This is a genomic window from Arthrobacter saudimassiliensis, assembly GCF_059090665.1.
The window spans coordinates 441,267-462,272 of the sequence record NZ_JBNHFX010000003.1 but is presented as its reverse complement, the minus strand read 5'-3'; the positions used below and the strand labels follow the sequence as shown (position 1 = coordinate 462,272).

Annotated in this window: 21 protein-coding genes; 15 read left to right on the top strand and 6 right to left on the bottom strand. The window is 69.7% G+C overall.

Annotated elements, in window-relative coordinates; all coding sequences use genetic code 11:
* Window positions 1-1,380: an aspartate aminotransferase family protein gene (locus tag AC5RV6_RS13370; RefSeq protein ID WP_494007811.1), complete on the bottom strand. Its 1,380-nt coding sequence runs from the start codon at window positions 1,378-1,380 to the stop codon at window positions 1-3.
* A 27-nt stretch (window positions 1,381-1,407) separates the two neighbouring features.
* Complete coding sequence (locus AC5RV6_RS13365; RefSeq protein ID WP_494007810.1) at window positions 1,408-2,898, bottom strand: CoA-acylating methylmalonate-semialdehyde dehydrogenase; 1,491 nt, start codon at window positions 2,896-2,898, stop codon at window positions 1,408-1,410.
* A gap of 155 nt (window positions 2,899-3,053) precedes the next feature.
* Between AC5RV6_RS13365 and AC5RV6_RS13360 the strand changes: the two genes are divergently transcribed.
* Both AC5RV6_RS13360 and AC5RV6_RS13355 read left to right on the top strand, forming a co-directional pair.
* Window positions 3,054-4,673 (top strand): PucR family transcriptional regulator, encoded by a 1,620-nt coding sequence (locus tag AC5RV6_RS13360; protein ID WP_494007809.1) that lies wholly within the window; start codon window positions 3,054-3,056, stop codon window positions 4,671-4,673.
* Window positions 4,674-4,682: 9 nt separating this feature from the next.
* On the top strand, window positions 4,683-4,991 hold the full coding sequence (locus AC5RV6_RS13355; protein ID WP_494007808.1) for a cupin domain-containing protein: 309 nt from the start codon (window positions 4,683-4,685) through the stop codon (window positions 4,989-4,991).
* Between the two features lie 56 nt (window positions 4,992-5,047).
* On the opposite strand, the gene AC5RV6_RS13350 is transcribed toward AC5RV6_RS13355, so the two are convergent.
* From AC5RV6_RS13350 to AC5RV6_RS13340, 3 genes are read right to left on the bottom strand one after another with little or no spacing between them, the layout of a single operon-like run.
* Window positions 5,048-6,463, bottom strand: a complete 1,416-nt coding sequence (locus AC5RV6_RS13350) for an NAD(P)/FAD-dependent oxidoreductase (RefSeq protein ID WP_494007807.1) — start codon at window positions 6,461-6,463, stop codon at window positions 5,048-5,050.
* Complete coding sequence (locus AC5RV6_RS13345; protein WP_494007806.1) at window positions 6,460-7,857, bottom strand: aspartate aminotransferase family protein; 1,398 nt, start codon at window positions 7,855-7,857, stop codon at window positions 6,460-6,462. The genes AC5RV6_RS13350 and AC5RV6_RS13345 overlap by 4 nt, the downstream gene beginning before the upstream one ends.
* The gene (locus AC5RV6_RS13340) at window positions 7,854-8,327 is read right to left on the bottom strand and encodes an Lrp/AsnC family transcriptional regulator (protein WP_494007805.1); all 474 of its coding nucleotides are present in this window, start codon (window positions 8,325-8,327) and stop codon (window positions 7,854-7,856) included. Before AC5RV6_RS13340 ends, AC5RV6_RS13345 begins: the two co-directional genes overlap by 4 nt.
* Window positions 8,328-8,559: 232 nt before the next feature.
* On the opposite strand from AC5RV6_RS13340, the gene AC5RV6_RS13335 reads away from it, so the two are divergent.
* Genes AC5RV6_RS13335 through AC5RV6_RS13320 form a run of 4 tightly spaced genes read left to right on the top strand, consistent with a single transcriptional unit; the run spans window position 8,560 to window position 12,657 of the window.
* Window positions 8,560-9,774 carry an ABC transporter substrate-binding protein gene (locus tag AC5RV6_RS13335; RefSeq protein WP_494007804.1) on the top strand — a complete coding sequence of 405 codons (1,215 nt, stop codon included), beginning with the start codon at window positions 8,560-8,562 and terminating at the stop codon, window positions 9,772-9,774.
* Entirely contained in the window at window positions 9,774-10,922 is a 1,149-nt protein-coding gene (locus AC5RV6_RS13330; protein ID WP_494007803.1) for an ABC transporter ATP-binding protein, read from the top strand. Before AC5RV6_RS13335 ends, AC5RV6_RS13330 begins: the two co-directional genes overlap by 1 nt.
* Window positions 10,922-11,851, top strand: coding sequence for an ABC transporter permease (locus tag AC5RV6_RS13325; protein ID WP_494007802.1), 930 nt, complete (start codon window positions 10,922-10,924; stop codon window positions 11,849-11,851). Before AC5RV6_RS13330 ends, AC5RV6_RS13325 begins: the two co-directional genes overlap by 1 nt.
* Before the next feature lie 2 nt (window positions 11,852-11,853).
* Entirely contained in the window at window positions 11,854-12,657 is an 804-nt protein-coding gene (locus tag AC5RV6_RS13320) for an ABC transporter permease (RefSeq protein WP_494007801.1), read from the top strand.
* A gap of 10 nt (window positions 12,658-12,667) precedes the next feature.
* On the opposite strand, the gene AC5RV6_RS13315 is transcribed toward AC5RV6_RS13320, so the two are convergent.
* Window positions 12,668-13,129, bottom strand: coding sequence for a universal stress protein (locus AC5RV6_RS13315; protein ID WP_494007800.1), 462 nt, complete (start codon window positions 13,127-13,129; stop codon window positions 12,668-12,670).
* Window positions 13,130-13,371: 242 nt separating this feature from the next.
* On the opposite strand from AC5RV6_RS13315, the gene AC5RV6_RS13310 reads away from it, so the two are divergent.
* The 9 genes from AC5RV6_RS13310 to AC5RV6_RS13270 all read left to right on the top strand — a co-directional run bounded on the left by AC5RV6_RS13310 (window position 13,372) and on the right by AC5RV6_RS13270 (window position 20,935).
* On the top strand, window positions 13,372-14,919 hold the full coding sequence (locus AC5RV6_RS13310; protein ID WP_494007799.1) for a DUF4389 domain-containing protein: 1,548 nt from the start codon (window positions 13,372-13,374) through the stop codon (window positions 14,917-14,919).
* Window positions 14,920-14,957: 38 nt separating this feature from the next.
* Window positions 14,958-15,455: an SRPBCC family protein gene (locus tag AC5RV6_RS13305; RefSeq protein ID WP_494007798.1), complete on the top strand. Its 498-nt coding sequence runs from the start codon at window positions 14,958-14,960 to the stop codon at window positions 15,453-15,455.
* 147 nt (window positions 15,456-15,602) lie between these two features.
* Entirely contained in the window at window positions 15,603-16,592 is a 990-nt protein-coding gene (locus tag AC5RV6_RS13300) for an LLM class flavin-dependent oxidoreductase (RefSeq protein WP_494007797.1), read from the top strand.
* 85 nt (window positions 16,593-16,677) lie between these two features.
* Complete coding sequence (locus tag AC5RV6_RS13295; RefSeq protein WP_494007796.1) at window positions 16,678-17,148, top strand: acyl-CoA thioesterase; 471 nt, start codon at window positions 16,678-16,680, stop codon at window positions 17,146-17,148.
* 142 nt (window positions 17,149-17,290) lie between these two features.
* Window positions 17,291-17,836, top strand: a complete 546-nt coding sequence (locus AC5RV6_RS13290; protein ID WP_494007795.1) for a DUF421 domain-containing protein — start codon at window positions 17,291-17,293, stop codon at window positions 17,834-17,836.
* Window positions 17,837-18,060: 224 nt separating this feature from the next.
* Window positions 18,061-18,264, top strand: coding sequence for a cold-shock protein (locus AC5RV6_RS13285; protein ID WP_494007794.1), 204 nt, complete (start codon window positions 18,061-18,063; stop codon window positions 18,262-18,264).
* Between the two features lie 383 nt (window positions 18,265-18,647).
* Window positions 18,648-18,851, top strand: coding sequence for a cold-shock protein (locus AC5RV6_RS13280; protein WP_494007793.1), 204 nt, complete (start codon window positions 18,648-18,650; stop codon window positions 18,849-18,851).
* A gap of 112 nt (window positions 18,852-18,963) precedes the next feature.
* Complete coding sequence (locus tag AC5RV6_RS13275; RefSeq protein WP_494007792.1) at window positions 18,964-19,416, top strand: HhH-GDP family DNA glycosylase; 453 nt, start codon at window positions 18,964-18,966, stop codon at window positions 19,414-19,416.
* 208 nt (window positions 19,417-19,624) lie between these two features.
* On the top strand, window positions 19,625-20,935 hold the full coding sequence (locus AC5RV6_RS13270) for an Nramp family divalent metal transporter (RefSeq protein WP_494007791.1): 1,311 nt from the start codon (window positions 19,625-19,627) through the stop codon (window positions 20,933-20,935).
* Window positions 20,936-21,006: the final 71 nt, after the last annotated feature.

Sequence of the window (21,006 nt, the reverse complement as noted above, 5' to 3'; positions counted from 1 at the left end):
CTATCCGCCCGTGGTGTAGGTGTCGGCGATGGCCATCACCTCGTCGAGGATGCCCAGCCCGGTGCGGGCCTGGTCATCGGTGAGGTTCAGCGGCGGGGCCACATGGATGCGGTTGAAGTTGGCGAACGGCAGCAGGCCGCGCTCCCTGCACGCCTTGATCAGGGTGTTCATTGCCGGGCTGGACCCGCCGTACGGGGCCATCGGTTCCCGGGTGGCGCGGTCGGTGACGAACTCGATGGCCCAGAACGCGCCGGTGCCGCGGACCTCGCCCACGCTCGGGTGCTTTTCCGCCAGCGCGGCCAGGCCGGGCCCGAACACCTCGGTGCCGAGCCGTGCCGCGTTCTCGACCATGCCCTCCTCCCGCATGGCGCCGATGGTGGCCACCGCTGCGGCGCAGGCCAGCGGGTGGCCGGAGTAGGTCAGGCCGCCCGGATAGGGAACATCGGCGAAGGTCGCGGCGATCTCGTCGGAGATCGCGACGCCGCCGAGGGGAACGTAGCCGGAGTTGACGCCCTTGGCGAAGGTCAGCAGGTCCGGCTCCACGTCCCCGGCATGCTCGACGGCGAACCACTTGCCGGAGCGGCCGAAGCCGGCCATCACCTCGTCGGCGATGAAGACGATGCCGTAGCGGCGGGTCAGCTCCCGGACACCGGCGAGGTAGCCGGGCGGGGGCACCATGATCCCGGCGGTGCCGGGAATGGACTCAAGGATAAGCGCGGCGAAGGCCCCCGGCCCTTCGAGCAGGATCAGCTGCTCCAGGTGCTCCAGCGCCCGCCGGCACTCCTCCTCCTGCGTGGTGGCATGAAACTGGCTGCGGTACAGGAACGGGGCGTGGAAGTGCACTGTCCCGGCTGTGCCGTAGTCGTTCGGGATGCGGCGCGGATCCCCGGTGACGTTCACCGCCAGGGCGGTGCCGCCGTGGTAGGACCGGTAGGCGGAGAGCACCTTGTAGCGGCCGGTGTGCAGGCGGGCCATCCGGATGGCGTGTTCGACGGCGTCGGCGCCGCCGTTGGTGAAGAACACCGTGTCCAGGCTGCCCGGGGTCAGCTCGGCGACCAGGCGGGCGGCTTCGGAGCGGGCCTCGTTGACGTACTGCGGGGCGACGGTGCACAGCTTGGCGGCCTGCGCCTGGATGGCGGCCACCACCCTGGGGTGCTGGTGGCCGATGTTGGTGTTGACCAGCTGCGAGGAGAAGTCCAGCAGCTTCCGGCCCTCACCGTCCCAGACATAGGCGCCCTCGGCCTTCGTGACGGCCATCGGGGTGATCTGCTTCTGCGCGGACCAGGAGTGGAAGACGTGCCGGCGGTCCAGTTCATAGGCACGGCGTCCGGCGGCCAGGTCCTCGTCGGTCACGGCGGTGTTTTCTGCGGCAATGCTCATGGTGGGTGCTCCGATGTGTGGCGGGGGTCAGGCGTTCTGCGGGAAGCCGAGGAACAGGCCCCCGTGGCTGGGGTCGAGCCAGCGGGTGGTGACCACCTTGCCGCGGGTGAAGAAGTGCACGCCCTCGGTGCCGTGGGCGTGGGAGTCGCCGAACAGCGAGTTCTTCCAGCCGCCGAAGGAGTAGTAGGCCATGGGCACCGGGATGGGCACGTTGATCCCGACCATGCCGACCTCGACCTCGTTTTCGAAGCGGCGCGCGGCCCCGCCGTCGTTGGTGAAGATCGCGGTGCCGTTGCCGTACGGGTTGGCGTTGATCAGGGCGAGCGCCTCGTCATAGCTGTCGGCCCGGACCACCGAGAGCACCGGCCCGAAGATTTCGTCCGTGTAGATGGACATGTCGGGGGTGACGTGGTCGAAGAGCGTGGGGCCGAGGAAGAAGCCCCCGCCTTCGGCGTCGGCTTCGACGGTGCGGCCGTCCACGACCACGGAGGCGCCGGCCGCCTCGCCGGCATCGATGTACCCGGCGACGCGGTCGCGGTGCGCGGCGGTGACGAGCGGGCCCATGTCGGTGCCGCGCAGGCCGTCGCCGATGCGCAGCGTGGCGGTCCGCTCGGCAATCTTCGCGACCAGCTCGTCGGCGATCGGCTCCACGGCGACCAGGGCGGAGATGGCCATGCAGCGCTCGCCGGCGGAACCGAACCCGGCGTTGACGGCGGCGTCCGCGGCGAGGTCGAGGTCGGCGTCGGGCAGCACGATCATGTGGTTCTTCGCCCCGCCGAGGGCCTGCACCCGCTTCCCGGAGGCGGTGGCCTCCTGGTACACGTAGCGCGCGATCGGGGTGGAGCCGACGAAGGAGACGGACCGGATGTCCGGGTGCTGCAGCAGGGTGTCCACCGCTTCCTTGTCGCCGTGCACGACGTTGAACACACCGTCGGGTAGACCGGCCTCCTGCCACAGCTCGGCGAGCCAGTTGGCCGCCGTCGGGTCCTTCTCGCTGGGCTTGACCACCACGGTGTTGCCGCAGGCGATGGCCACGGGGAAGAACCACATGGGCACCATGGCGGGAAAGTTGAACGGGCTGATGATCGCGGCCGGGCCCACGGGCTGGCGGATGGAGTGCACGTCGACCTTGGTGGAGGCGTTCTCCGTGTAGCCGCCCTTGAGCAGATGCGGGATGCCGCAGGCGAACTCGACGACCTCCTGACCGCGGCTGATCTCGCCGAGGGCGTCGTCGAGCACCTTGCCGTGCTCTGCGGTGATGATCGCCGCCAGTTCCGCCTTGCGGGAGTTCAGCAGCTCACGGAACGCGAAGAGGATCTGCACCCGGCGGGCCAGGGACGTGTCCCGCCAGCCGGGAAACGCCTCGGCCGCGGCAGCGACGGCGGCGTCCACGGTTGCCGCGGAGGCCAGCGCCACCCGGGAGGTCACCTTGCCGGTGGCCGGGTTGGTGACGTCGGCCAGGCGGGAGTCGGCGGGGGAGGTGAAGGCCCCGTTGATCCAGTGCCGGGTGGTCTGCATGGGTGCTCCTGCTCCTAGAGGGCGTGCCGGTGATGGCTTTTGAACCATCGTCGCGGCCCGCCGCGCCGCTGCCCATGGCCGAAGTGTCAGGAAATATCGGGAAACATTGACAGTGTGTAAGAACCGCGGGCTGGTGCCAGCCCTAGACTCCAGCCATGAGTCTGACCCTGGAGGACGTGCTGGCGCTGGACGTGGTCCGCGCGGGAGAGCCGGAGGTCCTGGCCGGCGCCGGGACCCTGCACCGGCCGGTGCGGTGGGTGCACGTCGCCGAGCTGCCGAACCTGACGGACCTGCTGGAGGGCGGGGAACTGGTGCTGACCACCGGCCTGGCCTTCGGGGAGTCCGCCGCGTCCGCCGCCGAGTACCTCACCGGCCTGCGCCGCGCCGGTGCCGCAGGGGTACTCGTGGAGATTCCGGCCACCCGGCCCGCCGCCGCGGCGGCGCTGGCCGAAGGCGCCCGGCACGGGGGCCTCCCGGTGATCCGGCTGCACCGGCAGATCCGGTTCGTGGAGGTCACCGAGGTGGTGCACCGGCGGATCGTCGCGCAGCAGCTGGAGCAGGTCGAGAAGGCCCGCCAGGTGCACGAGGTGTTCACCCTGCTGAGCCTGCAGAGCGCCGGGGTGCAGGAGATCGTGGACCGTGCGGCCCAGCTGCTCGGGACACCGGTGGTGCTGGAGGACACCGCGCATCTGGTGGTGGCCTTCGCTGCGGCGGCGGTTCCCGCCCAGGACCTGCTGCAGGACTGGCAGCGGCGCTCGCGGGCCGCCAGGGCCACCGCGGAGACCGGCACGGCGGGGGATGAGTGCTGGCTGCAGACCCCGGTGGGGCAGGGCAGCCAGCGCTGGGGGCGGCTGGTGGCGCCCTGCCTTCCCGCCGGCGGCGCCGCGGAGGCGGGCATGGTGCTCGAACGTGCCGGGCAGGCGCTGTCCATCAACCGCCTGGCCGAGCGTGACCAGGCCGGCCTGGCACAGCAGGCCCAGGCCGGGCTGATCCATGAACTGCGTGCCCCGCTCGCCCGGGACGACGCCGCGGCCCTGGCCCGCGCCGTCGCGCTCGGCCTGGCGCCGTCGCCGGCCTACCTGCCGCTGGTGCTGCAGCTGGCTGCGGGCAGCGGAACCGATCCGATGTCGCTGCAGCGCAAGGAACGCGCCCTGCTGGAAGTCCTCGGCGCCGTCCTGGCTGCCAGCCGCAACACCGCGCTGGCCGCCGCGCTGCAGACCGGCCAGGTGGCGGTCCTGCTGGCGCTGCCCGCCCGGATGCTCGAAGACGGGCTGCTGGAGCGGATCTGCGGGGACCTCGCGGACCGCACCGCGGCGGCGGACGAGCCGCTGGAATGGACCGCCGGCGTCGGCCGGGCCGCTGCCTCCCTGGCCGCAGCCGCCGCCGGCCTCGACGAGGCTGCGCACGTGGCGCAGACCGCCGCGACCCTGCCGGGGAGCGGACGGCGCTACTACCGCTCCACCGACGTCCGCCTGCGGGGGCTGCTGTCCCTGCTGCGCGAGGATGCGCGGGCGGTGTCCTTTGCCGAGGCCGAGCTGCACGGGCTGGCGGACGGCGACGGCGCGGACCTGGACCTGCTGGAGCGCTTCCTGGAAAGCGGCGGCAACAAGGCGGCGCTGGCCCGCAGCGGCTATCTCAGCCGCCCAACGCTCTACGCCCGGCTGCAGCGCCTGCAGTCCCGGCTGGGCGTCAGCCTGGACGACCCCGAATCGCGCACCTCGCTGCATGTTGCGGTGTTGCTTCACCGGCTTCGGCAGCGGCAGGGGCTGGGGTAGGTTTTTGCCATGACTTCCACCACCTCGGTTTACGGCCAGGCCGTGGCCACTGTGCAGATCGACAATGACCAGGTCCGGGTGACCGAGTGGCGGTTCCCTCCGGGGACCGAGACCGGCTGGCATACCCATGAGATGGACTACGTGGTGGTCCCCACCGTGGCCGGGCACATGAGCTACGAGACCCCGGACGGGCAGGCCACCAACGACCTGGTGGTCGGGGCCTCCTATGCCCGCCCCGCCGGCGCCGAGCACAACGTCATCAACAAGACCGACACCGAGTTCGCCTTCGTCGAGATTGAGCTCAAGCCGCAGGGTTAAGCGTCGGAATGGGCGGGCGCCGCGCGCCCGCCCATCCCTCCGTTTGCCGCGGCTCCTCAGCGCCCCGAGACCAGGTCCGCCGCCCGCGCGATCGGTGAGGTGTCTGCCCGCCCGTCGCGCTCGGCCCGGTCCGCGGCGTGGTACGCCCGGTACATGGCGTGCACGCCCAGCCAGCGCAGCGGTTCAGGTTCCCAGCGCCGCACCCGCCGGTTGACCCACGGCATGGCGGCCAGCTCGCTGTCCGCGCCGAGCACCAGGTCCCGCAGGGTGCGCCCGGCCAGGTTCGACGCCGCGACGCCGGTGCCCACGTAGCCGCCGGCCCAGCCCAGGCCGCTGCCCGCATCGAGGCCCACGCTGGCCCGCCAGTCCCGGGGAACACCGAGCACCCCGGCCCACGCGTGCTCAATCCGTGCCTCGCCGGCGGCGGGAAACATCGTCCGGAGCAGCGCCGCCAGGGAGCGGACCGTGCCCGGCTGCGTCGCGCCGTCGGCGTCGGTGCGGGAACCGAACCGGTACGGCACGCCCCGCCCGCCCAGCGCGATGCGCCCGTCCGCCGTCCGCTGCGCGTACATATACGCATGCGCCATGTCGCCGACCGTGTCCATGTGCTGCCAGCCGATCTGCTCCCAGGCGGCGTCGGAGAGCGGCTCGGTGACGATCATGGAGGAGTTCATCGGCAGCCAGTCGCGGTGCGTGCCGCGGAACCCCGCCGTGAAGCCCTCCGTGGCGCGCAGCACGAAGCGGGCCCGGACGGTGCCCCGGGGCGTGACCGCCGCCGCGGGCCGGCCGCCGGCGGCGGGGCGGATCTCGGTAACCGGCGTCTGCTCCCGGATCGGCACGCCGAGGGCCTCGACGGCGGCGGCAAGCCCGCGCACCAGCTTGGCCGGCTGGATCCGCGCGCAGTGCGGCTGATGCAGCCCGCCCAGCGCCCCCGCGATCCGGACCCGTTCGGCGGTTTCGGCGGCGTCGAGCAGCTGCGCCCCGGACTCGGGCCACTGTGCCTCCGCCTGCGCCCAGGCCTGCAGCCGGTGCAGCTGGGCCGGGTTCAGCGCCACGTTCAGTTCGCCGCCCTTGGCGATGTCGGCGTCGATGCCTTCGTCCCGGGCCACGCTGATCACCTCGTCGACCGTTTCGTTCAGCAGCAGCTGGAAGCGGGCGACCAGGTCCCGGCCGTGGCTGAGCACGTATTTGTCCCGGCCGCCGGTCATGGTGTTCGTCAGCCAGCCGCCGTTGCGGCCCGAGGCCCCGTAGCCGGCGAACCGGCGCTCGAGCACCGTGATGTGAAGGTCCGGGCGGGCCCGCTTGAGGTAGTACGCCGTCCAGAGACCGGTGTAGCCGGCGCCGACGATCGCGACGTCGACGTCGGCGTCACCCTCCAGCGGAGGCCGCGGAGCGGGCAGGCCCTGCCCGGCGTACCAGAAGGACACCGCCCCGTTGGCCGGCTGCCGCGCCGCCCCCGCCGAGCCGCTCAAAGGTGGTTCAGCCCGTCGGTGAGCACGGACCGGAGGATGGACTCGATCTGGTCGAACTCCGGCTGGCCGATGGTCAGCGGCGGCGCCAGCTGGATCACGGGGTCTCCCCGGTCATCGGCGCGGCAGTACAGCCCGGCGTCGTACAGTGCGGTGGAGAGGTAGCCGCGCAGCAGCCGCTCCGACTCCTCGGCGTTGAACGTCTCCTTGGTGGCCTTGTCCTTGACCAGCTCGATGCCGTAGAAGTAGCCCTCGCCGCGGACATCGCCGACGATGGGCAGGTCCAGCAGCTTCTCCAGGGTGGCCCGGAACGCCGGGGCGTTCTGCGCCACCCGCTCGTTGAGGCCTTCGCGCTCGAAGATGTCGAGGTTGGCCATGGCGACGGCGGCGGAGACCGGGTGCCCGCCGAACGTGTAGCCGTGGTAGAAGGTGGTGTCGCCGTGCCGGAACGGCTCGAACAGCTTATCCGAGGCGATCATCGCGCCGATCGGGGAGTAGCCGCTGGTCATGCCCTTGGCGCAGGTGATGATGTCCGGCTGGTAGCCGAAGTCGGTGCAGGCGAACATGGACCCGATCCGGCCGAACGCGCAGATCACCTCGTCGGAGACCAGCAGGACGTCGTATTCGTCGCAGATCTCACGCACCCGTTCGAAGTAGCCGGGCGGCGGCGGGAAGCAGCCGCCCGAGTTCTGCACGGGCTCCAGGAACACCGCGGCCACCGTGTCCGGGCCTTCGAACTCGATGGCCTCGCCGATCCGGTCCGCCGCCCACCGGCCGAACGCCTTCGGATCCTCCAGGCCCTCGGGGGCCCGGTACTGGTTGGTGTTCGGGACCCGGAACGCGCCGGGCACCAGCGGCTCAAAGGGGGCCTTCATATCCGGAATGCCGGTGATGGACAGCGCGCCCTGCGGCGTGCCGTGGTACGCCACGGCGCGGGAAATGACCTTGGTCTTGCCCGGCTTGCCCTGCAGCTTGAAGTACTGCTTGGCCAGCTTCCAGGCGGACTCCACCGCTTCGCCGCCGCCGGTGGTGAAGAAGACCCGGTTCAGGTCGCCCGGCGCGTGGGCGGCGAGGCGTTCGGCCAGGTCGATCGCCTGCGGATGGGCGTAGGACCACAGCGGCATGAACGCCAGTTCCCGGGCCTGCTTGGCGGCGGCCTCGGCCAGCTCCTCGCGGCCGTGGCCGACCTGCACCGTGAACAGCCCGGCCAGGCCGTCGATGTAGCTCCGGCCGCGGTCGTCGTAGATCATGTGGCCCTCGCCGCGGGTGATCACCGGCACGGTGCCGCCCTCGGCCAGGTGGGAGTGCCGGGCCATGTGCATCCACAGGTGGTCCCGGGCCGCCTGCTGGCGGTCCGTTCCGCGCGCCGTGATGCTGCCGGTGGAGGTATCGGTCATCGTGTGCCCCAGTTGTAGGCCTGCTTGCGCAGGGAGAGATACATGAATGTTTCGGTGGCCTGGATGCCGGGCAGGGCCCGGATCCGGTCCACCAGTCCCAGCAGGTCGTCGTCGTTCTCGCAGACCACCTCGGCAAGGATGTCGAAGGAGCCGGCGGTGACCACGCAGTAGTCGACCTGGCCCAGGGCAGCCACCTCGTCGGCGGCGGCCCGCACGTCCCCGGTGGCGCGGATGCCCAGCATCGCCTGCCGGGGAAAGCCGAGCTGCAGCGGATCGGTGACCGCCACGATCTGCACGATCCCGGAGTCGGTGAGCTTCTGCACCCGCTGCCGTACAGCCGCCTCGGACAGGCCCACGGCCTTGCCGATGGCGGCGTAGGACCGCCGCCCGTCCGCCTGGAGCTGTTCGATGATCGCCTTGGAGACGTCGTCCACCGCAGGCGCTGCTGCGGATCCGGGCTCCGGGATCACCTGCCACCTCCGAGGTCGGGCCGCCCCTCAGGGGCTGCTGGTCCAGTCATTCAAACCGCTAATTCCGTGGAAGGCAAGGCTTGCCGGAGCGGATTCCGTTGCGTTATTGCGCCGGAAACAATGGGACCGTTGCGTAACAAAAGATTTACAACGAAAACCTTGTCCGGGTCCGCTGAAGGCTGGCAATATCAACGGCAATCACTTCCTTTCCCCAGCACGCAAGGAGCCTCCGATGAGCCGTCGCCCCGTCCCGCTCGATCCCATGATGCGGCGGCTGGTCTCCGCCCGCATGTCCCGCCGCGGGCTGCTGGCCGGTGCCGGCGGCCTCGGGCTGGCCGCCTTCCTGTCAGCCTGCGGAACCGGGGGCACCGGCACCTCGGGCGCCACCTCCACGGGTGCGGCGGAGGACCTCTCGGCATCGGAAAAGACGCTCAGCTGGGCCAACTGGACCCTCTACCTGGACTACGACGACGCCGCGGCCACCTACCCGTCGCTGGATGCCTTTACGGAAAAGACCGGCATCGAGGTCACGTATTCCGAGGATATTGACGGCAACGACACGTATTTCGGAAAAGTGCAGGGGCAGCTGGCCAACGGGCAGGACATCGGCCAGGACATCATCACCCTCACCGACTGGATGGCGGCGCGGATGATCCGGCTCGGCTATACGCAGGAGCTGGACACCGCCAACATCCCGAACGCGGCCAACCTGCTCTCCAGCCTGAAGAACGTGGACTTCGATCCCGGCCGGAAGCACTCCCTGACCTGGCAGACCGGCTTCGCCGGCATCGCCTGGAACAAGGAGGCGTTCCCGAAGGGCCTGCGCACGGTCTCCGACCTCTGGCAGCCCGAGCTCAAGGGCCGGGTGGAGGTGCTCGACGAAATGCGCGACACCATGGGCCTGCTGATGCTCGACAACGGCGTCGACGTCACCGGCTCCTGGGGCGGCACCGAGTTCGACAACGCCCTGGACGTCCTCCAGGAACAGATCGCCAACGGGCAGATCCGCCAGGTCAAGGGCAACTCCTACAAGGAGGACCTGATCTCGGGCGACGCACTGGCGGTGATCGGCTGGTCCGGGGACATCACGCAGCTGAATTTCGAGGAAGGCGACAAGTGGGAGTTCGCCCTCCCCGACGCCGGCGGCACGCTGTGGTCCGACAACCTCATGGTTCCGGTGGGCGCCCGGCACAAGGCCAATGCCGAGAAGCTGATGGACTACTACTTCGACCCGGTCAACGCGGCCACCGTGGCCGCCTACGTGAACTATGTCTGCCCGGTGGAGGGGGCCCGCGAGGCGATGGCCGACATCGATCCCGAGCTCGTGGACAACCCGCTGATCTTCCCCGACGAGGAGTTCCTGGCCAAGGCACACGTGGTGCGCACCCTGACTCCCGACGAGGAAACCGACTTCAGCGACCGCTTCCAGACGGCGATCGGCAACTGATGAGCACCGCGGCCATCACCCGGGATCCCGGGGCGGCATCCGGGTCCGCGGGCGCGGACCTGGTGCTCTCCGGCGTCACCAAGCGGTTCGGCGACTTCACCGCCGTCGACAACCTCGACCTGGTCATTCCCTCCGGTTCCTTCTTCGCCCTCCTGGGCCCCTCCGGCTGCGGCAAGACCACCACCCTGCGGATGGTCGCGGGCCTGGAGGCCCCGACGTCGGGCACGCTCAGCATCGGCGGGAAGGACATCACCGGCACCGCCCCGCACCAGCGGCCGGTGAACACGGTGTTCCAGAACTACGCCCTGTTCCCGCACATGAGCGTGCTGGACAACGTGGCGTTCGGGCTGAAGCGGCGCAAGGTCCGCGACGCCGAGGCGCAGGCCCGTGCCGCCCTGGACCTCGTGGAGCTCGGGCACCTCGGCGCCCGCCGGCCGGCGCAGCTCTCCGGCGGCCAGCAGCAGCGCGTGGCGCTGGCCCGGGCCGTGGTGAACCGGCCCGCGGTGCTGCTGCTGGACGAGCCGCTGGGCGCCCTGGACATGAAGCTGCGCCGGCAGATGCAGGTGGAGCTGAAGAAGATCCAGACGGAGGTCGGCCTGACCTTCGTGCACGTCACGCATGACCAGGAGGAGGCCATGACCATGGCCGACACGGTCGCCGTGATGAACAACGGGTGCGTGGAACAGATGGGCCCGCCGCAGGAACTGTACGAACTTCCGCGAACCGCCTTCGTCGCGAACTTCCTGGGCAAGTCCAATCTGATGCAGGCCCGCGTCACCGGCGCGGCGGGGGAGTACCTGGAGCTGGACATCGCCGGCAACACGGTGGCCCTGCGCAGGGACCGCGCCACCGACCACACGGGCAGGGTACTGGTCGGCATCCGGCCCGAAAAGCTGCGGATGGAGGCCCCCGCAGCCGCCGGCACGGGCATCCGCGGCGTCGTCCTGGATGTCTCCTTCACCGGAGCCAGCACCGAATACCTGGTCGAGGCCGAGGGGATCGGCACCGTGGGCGTCTTCGCGCAGAACCACGGCGGCACACTGTTCGCCGACGGTGACCGGGTGCAGCTGGCCTGGGACGCCGAACACGCCTTCGGGCTGCGCGGCGACGAGGATTCCCGGGCCGGGGCCACGGACGGAGGCAGCTGATGGCGCTGCTCACCGGCCGCACCCGGGAGAGCACCAATCCGATCAGCGCCACCGAGGACGACGCCGCCAAGCGCCGCTCCCGGGTGGGCTACCTGCTGATCCTGCCCGGCTTCCTCTTCATGCTGCTGTTCTTCGTGCTGCCGGTGTTCTCGCTGCTGGCCACCTCGCTGTACACCAAGCCCGAGGGCGCCGACGTCGGCCAGTTCGTTCCGGCGCTGGAGTTCGGCAACTACCTCCGCGTGCTGACCGACTACTGGCCCGACGTCGCCCGCTCCTTCGGGTTCGCGCTGATCGCCACCGTCGCGGCGCTGCTGATCGGCTACCCGATGGCCTACCTGGTGGCGGTCCGGCTGCGCGAGCGCCGGCTGCTCAAGGGCATCCTGCTGGTGCTGATCATCGCTCCGTTCTTCACCTCCTTCATCCTGCGCACGCAGGCCTGGAAGCAGATCCTGGCCGACGAGGGGCCGGTGGTCGGGGTGCTGCGGGCGGTGTCCCTGCTGCCGGAGGACGGGCGTCTCACGGCCACCGCCTTCGCCGTGGTGTGCGGGCTGACCTACAACTTCCTGCCGTTCATGACGCTGCCCATCTACGCGTCGCTGGAACGGCTGGACACCCGGCTGATCGAGGCCGGCAGCGACCTGTACGCCTCGCCGTTCACCACCTTCCGCAAGGTCACCCTGCCGCTGTCACTGCCCGGCGTCACGGCGGGCACCCTGCTGACCTTCATCCCGGCCACCGGCGACTACGTCAACGCCGCGCTGCTGGGCAACAACCAGAACACCACCATGATCGGGCAGGTGATCGACTCGCGGTTCTTCCGGGTGGTCGACTACCCGGGCGCCTCGGCCCTGTCCTTCGTCCTGATGCTGGCCATCCTGGCCCTGGTGATCCTCTACGTCCGCCGGTTCGGCACCAAGGAGCTGATGTAGCCATGGCAGGAGCAACCCGGTTCGGACGCTGGCTGGTCCCCGCCTTCGGAGCGCTGGCCTTCCTTTTCCTGCTGGTGCCCATCGGCTACGTCTTCGCGTTTTCCTTCAACGACGCCGGCCGGACCAACCTCAGCTGGCGCGGTTTCACCCTGGACAACTGGGCGAATCCCTGCGGTGCGCCGGCGGTCTGCGAGGCACTGGGCAACAGCCTGCGGATCGGAGCCGTGGCCACCATCCTGGCCACCGTGCTCGGCACCCTCATCGCCATCGGCCTGGTCCGCTACCGGTTCCGGTTCAACGCCACCGCGAACATGCTGATCTTCCTGCCCCTGGCCACTCCCGAGGTGGTCCTGGGCGCCTCGCTGCTGGCCCAGTTCCTCAACGTGGGCGCCCAGCTGGGCATGGGCACGGTGATCCTGGCGCACACCATGTTCTGCATCTCGTTCGTCGTCGTCACCGTCAAGGCCCGGGTCGCCGGGCTGGATCCCAAGCTGGAGGAGGCCGCGGCGGATCTGTATGCCTCACCGCTGCAGGCGTTCTGGCGGGTGACGTTTCCGCTGCTGCTGCCGGGGATCACGGCCGCGGCCCTGCTGGCCTTCGCCATGAGCTTCGACGACTTCATCATCACGAACTTCAACTCCGGCAACGTCGACACGTTCCCCAAGTTCATCTATGTCTCGGCCACCCGCGGCATCCCGGCGCAGGCCAACGTCATCGGTTCGGCCATGTTCATCGTCTCGCTGCTGATCGTGATCGGCGGCCAGCTGCTCGCCCACCGGCGGCGGAAGATGCTGGCCGCTCGGTAGCAGGGGGGGCTCAGTCTTCCCCCGAGCCTGCCTGGTCGACGTCGCCGGGTACGTGCGTGACCAGCACGGAGGTGCCTGCATGGGCCGCGACCGCCGAGCTGACCGAGCCCAGCAGCAGCCCGGAGAACCCGCCGCGCCCGCGTGAGCCCACCACCACCAGGTCTGCGTCCCGTCCCGCATCCAGCAGCGCCCGGGCCGCCTGGCCCCGGACCACGGTCTGCTCCAGGTCCGGAGGAACGCCCTCCGGCCAGACCCGGTCCACGGCCTGCTTCACCGCCTCCCAGGCTGCTTCCTCAGGGTCCCAGGTCATGTCGTAGGCTCCGAGCAGGGCCGGGTACTGCCAGGCGATGACCGCCTGCACCCGTGCGTTCATCGTTTCGGCGGCCCGCCGTGCCATCCGAAGCGCGTGCACCGCGTTGTCGGAGCCGTCCACTCCGACCACGACCTTCGCCCTGCCCGTGTCCGTGCTCATGGGGTCTTCCTTTCGGTTGGCGTCCCTCGTTGCCGCTGCTCCGGGACCGCATCCCTTCCCTGCCTGCCGTCATAGCACGGCGCCCGGCCGGTGGGCCAGACACCGGCGCCGAGCCGGGCGGCAACAGCAGACGATCGCGATGCCCGCGCGTCGGCGGTAATTGGCAGCAGCCCTTCCCGGCGGGCCGACGCCGTCACTAGATTGGTTGCGCACGGCCCGGTCCGCGGTCGAAAGGACAGGACATGGCTGAATACCCGGCGTCCGCTTCCGCCTACGTCCCCCCTGCCCGGATGAAGCCGGGGCACTGGGTGCTGCTGGTCCTTGGGGTGCTCCTTGCCCTCACCGGCTCCGGTCTTGCCGCCGCCGGGGCCGCGCTGCTGGCCGGGAACGCCGCCCAGGGGGACAACGCCTACATCACCGCACCCCGGGAACGCTACGAAAGCACCGGCTACGCCCTGCTCAGCGGACCGGTGCTCTTCGAGTCCGGTCCGACGTCGGCCGTTCCCGCCGGGGAACCGGCAGGAGTGCAGGTCCGGGCCCGGCCGGTGATTCCCGGCCAGGAGGTCTTCGTCGGGATCGGGGACGCCGACGCGGTGGACGACTACCTGCAGGGCGTGCCGACGACGCCGTTCAGCCGGGCGGACAGGCCGCAGCCGGGGCCGTACTGGAATGACCCGTGGTCGGAGGACGACGACGTGGTCACCGGGGGCAGCCGGGTTCCCGCTCCGCCGGGGGAGCAGGACTTCTGGGTGGTCTCCGGCTCGGGTGCCGGGCAGCAGGAGCTGACCTGGGACCTGGAGCCGGGTGACTGGTCGCTGGTGGTGATGAACGCCGACGGCAGCCGGCCGGTCTGGATGGATGTTCAGGTCGGGGGCCGCTCGGACCTCCTCGGGCCGCTGGGGTCCGGCCTGCTGACCGGGGGATTGATCGCCCTGGTCATCGGTCTTCCACTGCTGCTGTTCGGAACGGCCGGGCTGGGGCGCGACGTGGACCCGGCGCGGGCCGCCCCCTCCGGCGGCGGCCCCGACGCTTCCGGATGGCCGTATCCCGCCCGCCTGGCGGGATACCTTGATGCCCGGCTCTCCCGCGGGCTGTGGCTCGTGAAATGGCTGCTGGCCATACCTCACTACTTCATCCTGGCGCTGCTGTGGGTAGGGCTGGCGGTCACCAGCGTGGCCGCCGGGGTGGCCATCCTGTTCACCGGGCGCTATCCCCGGCCCTGGTTCTGGTACACGGCGGGAGTGCTGCGCTGGTCCTGGCGGGTCGGCTTCTACGGCTACTCGGCCCTCGGCACGGACCGGTACCCGCCGTTCACCCTGGCCGCGGCCGACTACCCCGCGTCCTTCGACGTGGTCCGGCCCGAGCGGCTCTCCCGTGGGCTGGTCCTGGTCAAATGGTGGCTGCTTGCCATCCCGCATCTGCTGGTGATCGGCATCTTCACCGGAGGCACCGGGTTCGGCTGGCGGAACGGATGGGACGGCGGAGAGGACGTCTGGGAGGGTCGGGGCGGCGGCCCGGGCGGCTGGTCCGGGGGATGGGGCTGGTCGCTGCTTGGCCTGCTGGTGCTGATCGCCGCCGTGATCCTGCTGTTCACCGGCCGCTACCGGCATGAGCTGTTCAACCTGATCATCGGCATCAACCGATGGATCTACCGGGTGGCCGCCTACGTGCTGCTGCTGCGCGATGAATACCCGCCGTTCCGGCTGGACCAGGGGCCGGAGGAACCGCAGGCCCGCCCGGTTGCGGCACCCGCTCCGCCCGGTTCCGGCGGCGTCGAACCGCCGGGCTGAGCCGAGGCACAAGGAGAGGCACAAGGAAAGGAACCGGCATGGAGGACCGGAGCGGAAGCCCGGGAGAGACCCCCGGCGGCCTGGACCTGGAGATCACCAGGTCCCTCGCCGCTTCGCCCGGGGACGTCTACGCCGCCTGGGCCAGCCTGCAGGGCCTGGCCGGCTGGTGGGCGCCGGAGGGCTTCGTTGTTCCCGCGGACCGGGCCAGCTTCCAGCCGGTTCCCGGCGGCAGCTACCGCGCCTGCATGGTGGATCCCGCAACCGGCACCGAGCTGTGGTGGACCGGCAGCTTCGGGGCCGTGCGGCCGCCGTCGCACCTGTCCTTCAGCCTGCTCTGGGAGGCCGACGACGGGCCGGCCGGGCCGCGCAGCCAGGTGGAGGTGGACTTCAGGGAGCACGACGGCGGCACCCGCCAGGAGTTCCGGCAGGGCACCTTTCCATCCCGGAGCGCCCGGGACGGCGCCGCCGCCCAGTGGCAGGATGCCTTCGACCGGCTCGCCCTCTATCTGGCCCGGCAGCCGGGGGTGCGCCGCTGAGGGGCCGGAGGAGAAGCCCGGTCCGGGCCGGACGCCGGCGGCCGGGCGGGAGGGACACCGGAAATAACTGCCGGTCAGCTGTCGTTGCAGAAGGCACAGCGGCTCGACGGGCCGCCCTTGCTTCGCTACGAAAGGCCGCCACAGCAGATGAGTGTTCCCCTGTCCATCCTCGATCTCGCCACCATTGACGAGGGCAGGACGGCCCGTGATTCCTTCCAGGCCAGTGTCGAACTGGCGCAGCTGGCCGAGCGGCTGGGCTACCGGCGGATCTGGTACGCCGAGCACCACAACATGCCGACCATCGCCTCCTCCGCCACAAGCGTGCTGATCAGCCACATCGCCGCGCACACCGAACGGATCCGGCTGGGTGCCGGCGGGGTGATGCTGCCCAACCACTCGCCGCTGACCATCGCCGAGCAGTTCGGCACCCTGGAAACGCTGTACCCCGGGCGCATCGACCTCGGCCTCGGCCGGGCACCGGGCAGCGACCAGAAGACCTTCCGGGCCCTGCGCCGGGATCCGATGTCCGCCGACTCCTTCCCGCAGGACGTGCTGGAGCTGCAGGGCTACCTGACCGGTGAATCCCGGATCCCCGGCGTCGACGCCACCCCCGGCAAGGGCACCAACGTGCCGCTCTACATCCTCGGCTCCTCGCTCTTCGGCGCCCGGCTGGCGGCGGCACTCGGGCTGCCCTATTCCTTTGCCTCGCACTTCGCCCCGCAGGCGCTGCAGGACGCCGTCGCCCTCTACCGCCGTGACTTCAAGCCCAGCGCACAGCTGCAGGAGCCCTACGTGATCGCCGGCGTGAATGTCCTCGCCGCCGACACCGAGGAGCAGGCCCAGGCCGAGTTCCTGCACGCCCGCCGACGCCGGGTGGCCCAGCTGCTGGGCCGGGACCGGGCGTTCACCGACGAGGAGGCCGACCAGATCCTCAAGTCCCCGGCCGGACTGCAGATCGAACAGATGGTGCGGTACTCCGCCGTCGGCACCCCGGACCAGGTCCGTGAATACCTGGACTGGTTCAGCGGCCACGCGCAGGCCGACGAACTGATCGTTGCCAGCCAGGCCTCCAGCCACCAGGCATGGCTCCGCTCCTACGAGCTGCTCGCGCAGGCCATGGAGCTCACTGCCGTCTAAGCAGGCGGCATGCCGGTTCGGCAGCGCCCCGGGGCCCGGGTTTCCGTTTCCGGCCCCGGGGCGCTGCTGTGCCAGAATCAAAGCCATGCCGACAGAACCGCAGGTCATCACCTGCTCCGTACCCATGCGCTGGGGCGATATGGACGCCTACGGCCATGTGAACAACGTTGAGGTGCTGCGCCTGCTTGAAGAGGCACGGATCCATGCGTTCGGGCCTCCGGGCGGAACCGGCGCTCCCGGGAGGGAGCCGGTTGCGGCGCTGTTCAGCGACGTGCCCGACGGCGTGCAGGCCCTGGTCGCCGAACACCGGGTCAAATACACGGCGCCCCTGGAATACCGGAACATTCCGGCCCGGGTCGATGTCTGGATCTCCGCGCTGAAACCGGCCAGCCTCACCATCGCCTACCTGGTCCGGGACCCGGTGACGGAGCTGGTCTGTGCCCGGGCGGAAACCACCCTGGCCTTTGTCCAGGCGGGCAGCGGCGCCCTGCAGCGCCTCACCGCCGCACAGCGGGAACGTGTGGCCCCCTACCTCGGCGCCGCGGTCTTTCCCTGACCGCCCGCGGCCCCTTCCCGCCGCCGCCTTCCGCCGCGCTGCCCCCGGTCGTTACGATCATGGCCTGGCCCGGTCGCTTCCAACCCTGCGCCGGCCGCCCTGCCGCGTCCCTCGTGTGCCGGCGCCGGCTAGGAGGAACAGCATGTGGGAAAACCTCGGCATTACCCCGCTGGCCGCACTGCTCGTGGTGATCAGCGCCGTTGGCATCTACACCGCCTGCTACCTGATGATCCGGGTGCTGGGCCAGCGGGCGCTGGGCCGATGGTCCACCTTCGACACGGCCATCGTCATCGCGCTCGGATCCGTGCTGGGCCGCGTCGTGCTCGGGTACACGCCGTCGCTGGCAGCCGGCATCATCGGCCTGGCAACAATGTTCGGCATGATGCGCCTGGAGAATGCGCTGCGCCGCACCCGCTGGGGGCCGATGCTCTCCGTGCGCCCCATCCTGCTGATGGCCGGAGCGGAAATCCTGCATGAAAACCTGCCCCGTGCCGGAGTCCAAAGGACCGAGCTGATGTCCAAACTGCGGGAGGCAGGCATCCGGGACTTTTCCGAGGTGGCCGCGGTGATCATCGAGCCCACGGGAGATGTCAGCGTGCTGCGCCGGGGCGTGCTGCTGGACCCGGCGCTGATCGCAGACATCCCGATGGCTCATCTGATCCCGTCGGACCTGGTCAGGCGGGGGTGAAAAGCGGTGGTTCCTCCCCGCCGCGGACAGTGCGGCGCCCCGCTGATTAGGTGAAACCCGGCTGTGTGTGTATAGTGGAACGCAGTTGTTGTGTTGCGCATTTTGTATTACAAAGCGGCGAACCCATCCGGGCCAGCCGTTTTTTCTGTAGAAGCGGCAAAGAGACACCGCGACTGAGACTGCCCCGAAGGTCGGGGCCGGTTTCGAGCAGAAAGAAGAACAAAATGGCTACAGGTACCGTGAAGTGGTTCAACGCTGAAAAGGGCTTCGGCTTCATCGAGCCCGACGACGGCAGCGCCGACGTCTTCGCCCACTACTCCGCCATCAACTCCAATGGCTACCGCTCCCTCGAAGAGAACCAGAAGGTCTCCTTCGACACCGAGCAGGGCCCCAAGGGCCCGCAGGCCGTGAACATCTCCGGTCTGTAAGCATCCGCTTACCCGTTGGGCAGGACGCTTTCGCGTCCTGCCCTTCGTGTTTTAAGGCGCGGCCCCGTTCCGGGTCCACCCGGTGCCTCATCGACCTTGCCGTCCCCGCCGTGGCCGAGGACGCGGGATATGGCCGAGGCGGCGAGGAAATGAACGGATGAAGGACAATCCGCGAACAACCGGCGCAAACCGTCCGCGGGGGTGTTGCGCTCCGCGGCCCGTCGGTAGACTCACGGACAAGTTGTTGCGCGGCATGTAAGCAGTTCCAGCGGCGATACCCGGCAGCGGGTGCAGCCGCTTTTTCATATGGATGGCCGGCGGAACCGCAGCAGCTTGGGAGCCTTCCGAAGGTCGGAGGGCTCGCACAGAAGGATGAAAAGAACATGGCAACAGGCACCGTGAAATGGTTCAACGCTGAAAAGGGCTTCGGGTTCATCGAGCCGGACGACGGCAGCGCCGACGTCTTCGCCCACTACTCCGCTATCAACGCCACCGGATACCGGTCCCTCGAGGAGAACCAGAAGGTCTCCTTCGACACCGAACAGGGTCCCAAGGGCCCCCAGGCAGTAAACATCCAGGCCATCTGAGCAGGGACTGTCAGAGGCGGGGCGGCGGCCGGAGGGCCGGTGCCCCGCCTTTTCCCTGTCCCGCCAGGCGCTGCACCTGTCGCCTGCGGCCGGCCGAACGTACCGTGAAGAAATGACAACGGCCAAGAAGCGCATGACACCCGCGGACCTGGGCATCGACACCGCCGGCGGAGACCCCGAGGCGCTCTACCGCTGGTTCCTGGCCAGCCTGCTGTTCGGAAACCGCATTGAACAGGCGACAGCCGCGCGGACCTACCACGTGCTCATCGACCACGGCCTGACCAGTCCCGAGGCATTCGCCGGCATCAGCCGGGAAGACCTGAGCGCCCTGCTGGTCGAAGGCGGATATCGACACTATCGGTGGCTCGAGGACGATGAACTGCATCGGACCATGGCCGCCGTTGCCAGCCGGTACGGCAGCGTCAAGTCAATGCTGCGCAGCTCCGGTTCCGCCGGGGACCTGGAACACCGGCTGCTGGCCTTCGACGGGGTCGGACCGACCACGGCCCGGATCTTCATGCAGTGGATACCGGCCTCCCTGCACGGCACCATGCCGGCGGCCTGACCCGCACGGCACCGTCCACGGAAATTTCCGACCTCTTTGGCCCCACCAGTCGACCCGGGTATCGGCAGGCTCAACCGGCCACAGCGACGCCTGCTCCCGGAACGGCGGCGAAGTATGCATGTGAGAGAATGCATACGGTCCGGTGACGGCAGCCACACTGCCGAAAGGAGTACGCCGGACGCACCCTTATTGAGTTAGGAACTCTGCAGTGTCTGTGGACAGCAATTACCCCGGCGGCCCCTCCGCGGCCCCCGAGCGGGTCGACAACGACGGCGGCCGGCCCGCCAAATGGAAGATCATCGGCCCCGGCCTCGTCGTGGCCGCGACCGGCGTCGGCGCCGCGGACATGGTCGCCACCCTGGTGGCGGGATCCCGGTTCGGCTACGGCCTGCTTTGGGCCGTGGTGCTCGGCGTGATCCTGAAGATCATCCTGGTGGAGGGTGCCGGCCGCTACAGCCTCGCCACCGGCCGCACCATCTTCGAAGGCTGGCGTTCCCTGGGACGCTGGACCACCTGGTACTTCGGCCCCTACATCATGATCTGGGGCTTCGTCTACGGCGCGACGGCGATGTCCTCCGCGGCGCTGCCCCTGCACGCGCTCTTCCCGGTCATGCCACTCTGGGCCTGGGCCATCCTCATGGGCCTCGGCGGCTTCCTGATGGTCTGGTTCGGCCGTTACGCGACCTTCGAGAAGATCACCGCCGTCCTCGTCGGGCTGATGTTCGTCACCGTGGTGGGACTCGCGGTGATCGCCGTGCCGAACATTCCGGAGATGCTCACCGGCCTGGTGCCCATGATTCCCTCGGGCGACGGCGCTGTCTTCTACACCCTCGCGCTGGCCGGCGGTGTGGGCGGCACCATCACCCTGGCAGCCTACGGCTACTGGCTGCGCGAGAAGGGCTGGCACACGCCGAAGTGGATGCGCGTCATGCGCATCGACAACTCGGCGGCCTACATCATGACCGGCATCTTCGTCATCGCGATGCTCATCGTCGGTGCAGAGGTTGTCCGCAGCGCGGGGGTGGCCCTGAGCGCCGGTGACGCGGGCCTGCTGGACCTCTCCAAGGTCCTCAACGAACGCTACGGCGAGGTCATCGGCACCGGGTTCCTGATCGGCTTCTGGGCCGCGTCGTTCTCCTCCATCATCGGCGTGTGGAACGGCGTTTCGCTGATGTTCGCAGACTTCTGGGGCAACATGCGGGGCAAGGAATCCGGCCACCCCGACACCCGCGTCGGCGGCCGGTACTTCAAGTTCTACCTGATCTGGCTCACCTTCCCGCCCATGCTGCTGTTCATCCTCGGGAAGCCGATCGCCCTGATCCTCATCTACGGCGTGCTCGGCTCGCTGTTCATGCCCTTCCTGGCGGTCACCCTGATCGGCCTGCTCAACGGCCGCCGGATTCCCAAGGAATGGGCCAACCGGCTGCACACCAACATCGCGCTGGGCCTGACCGCAGCGCTGTTCGTGGTGCTGGGCGTCTACCAGGTGGTGGATGCCATCCTCGACGCCGTTTCGTAGCTGTCGAACCGCTGTCCGGAAAGCCCCCTTCCACCGCCGGTGGAAGGGGGCTTTCCGCGTTCGGCGGCCGG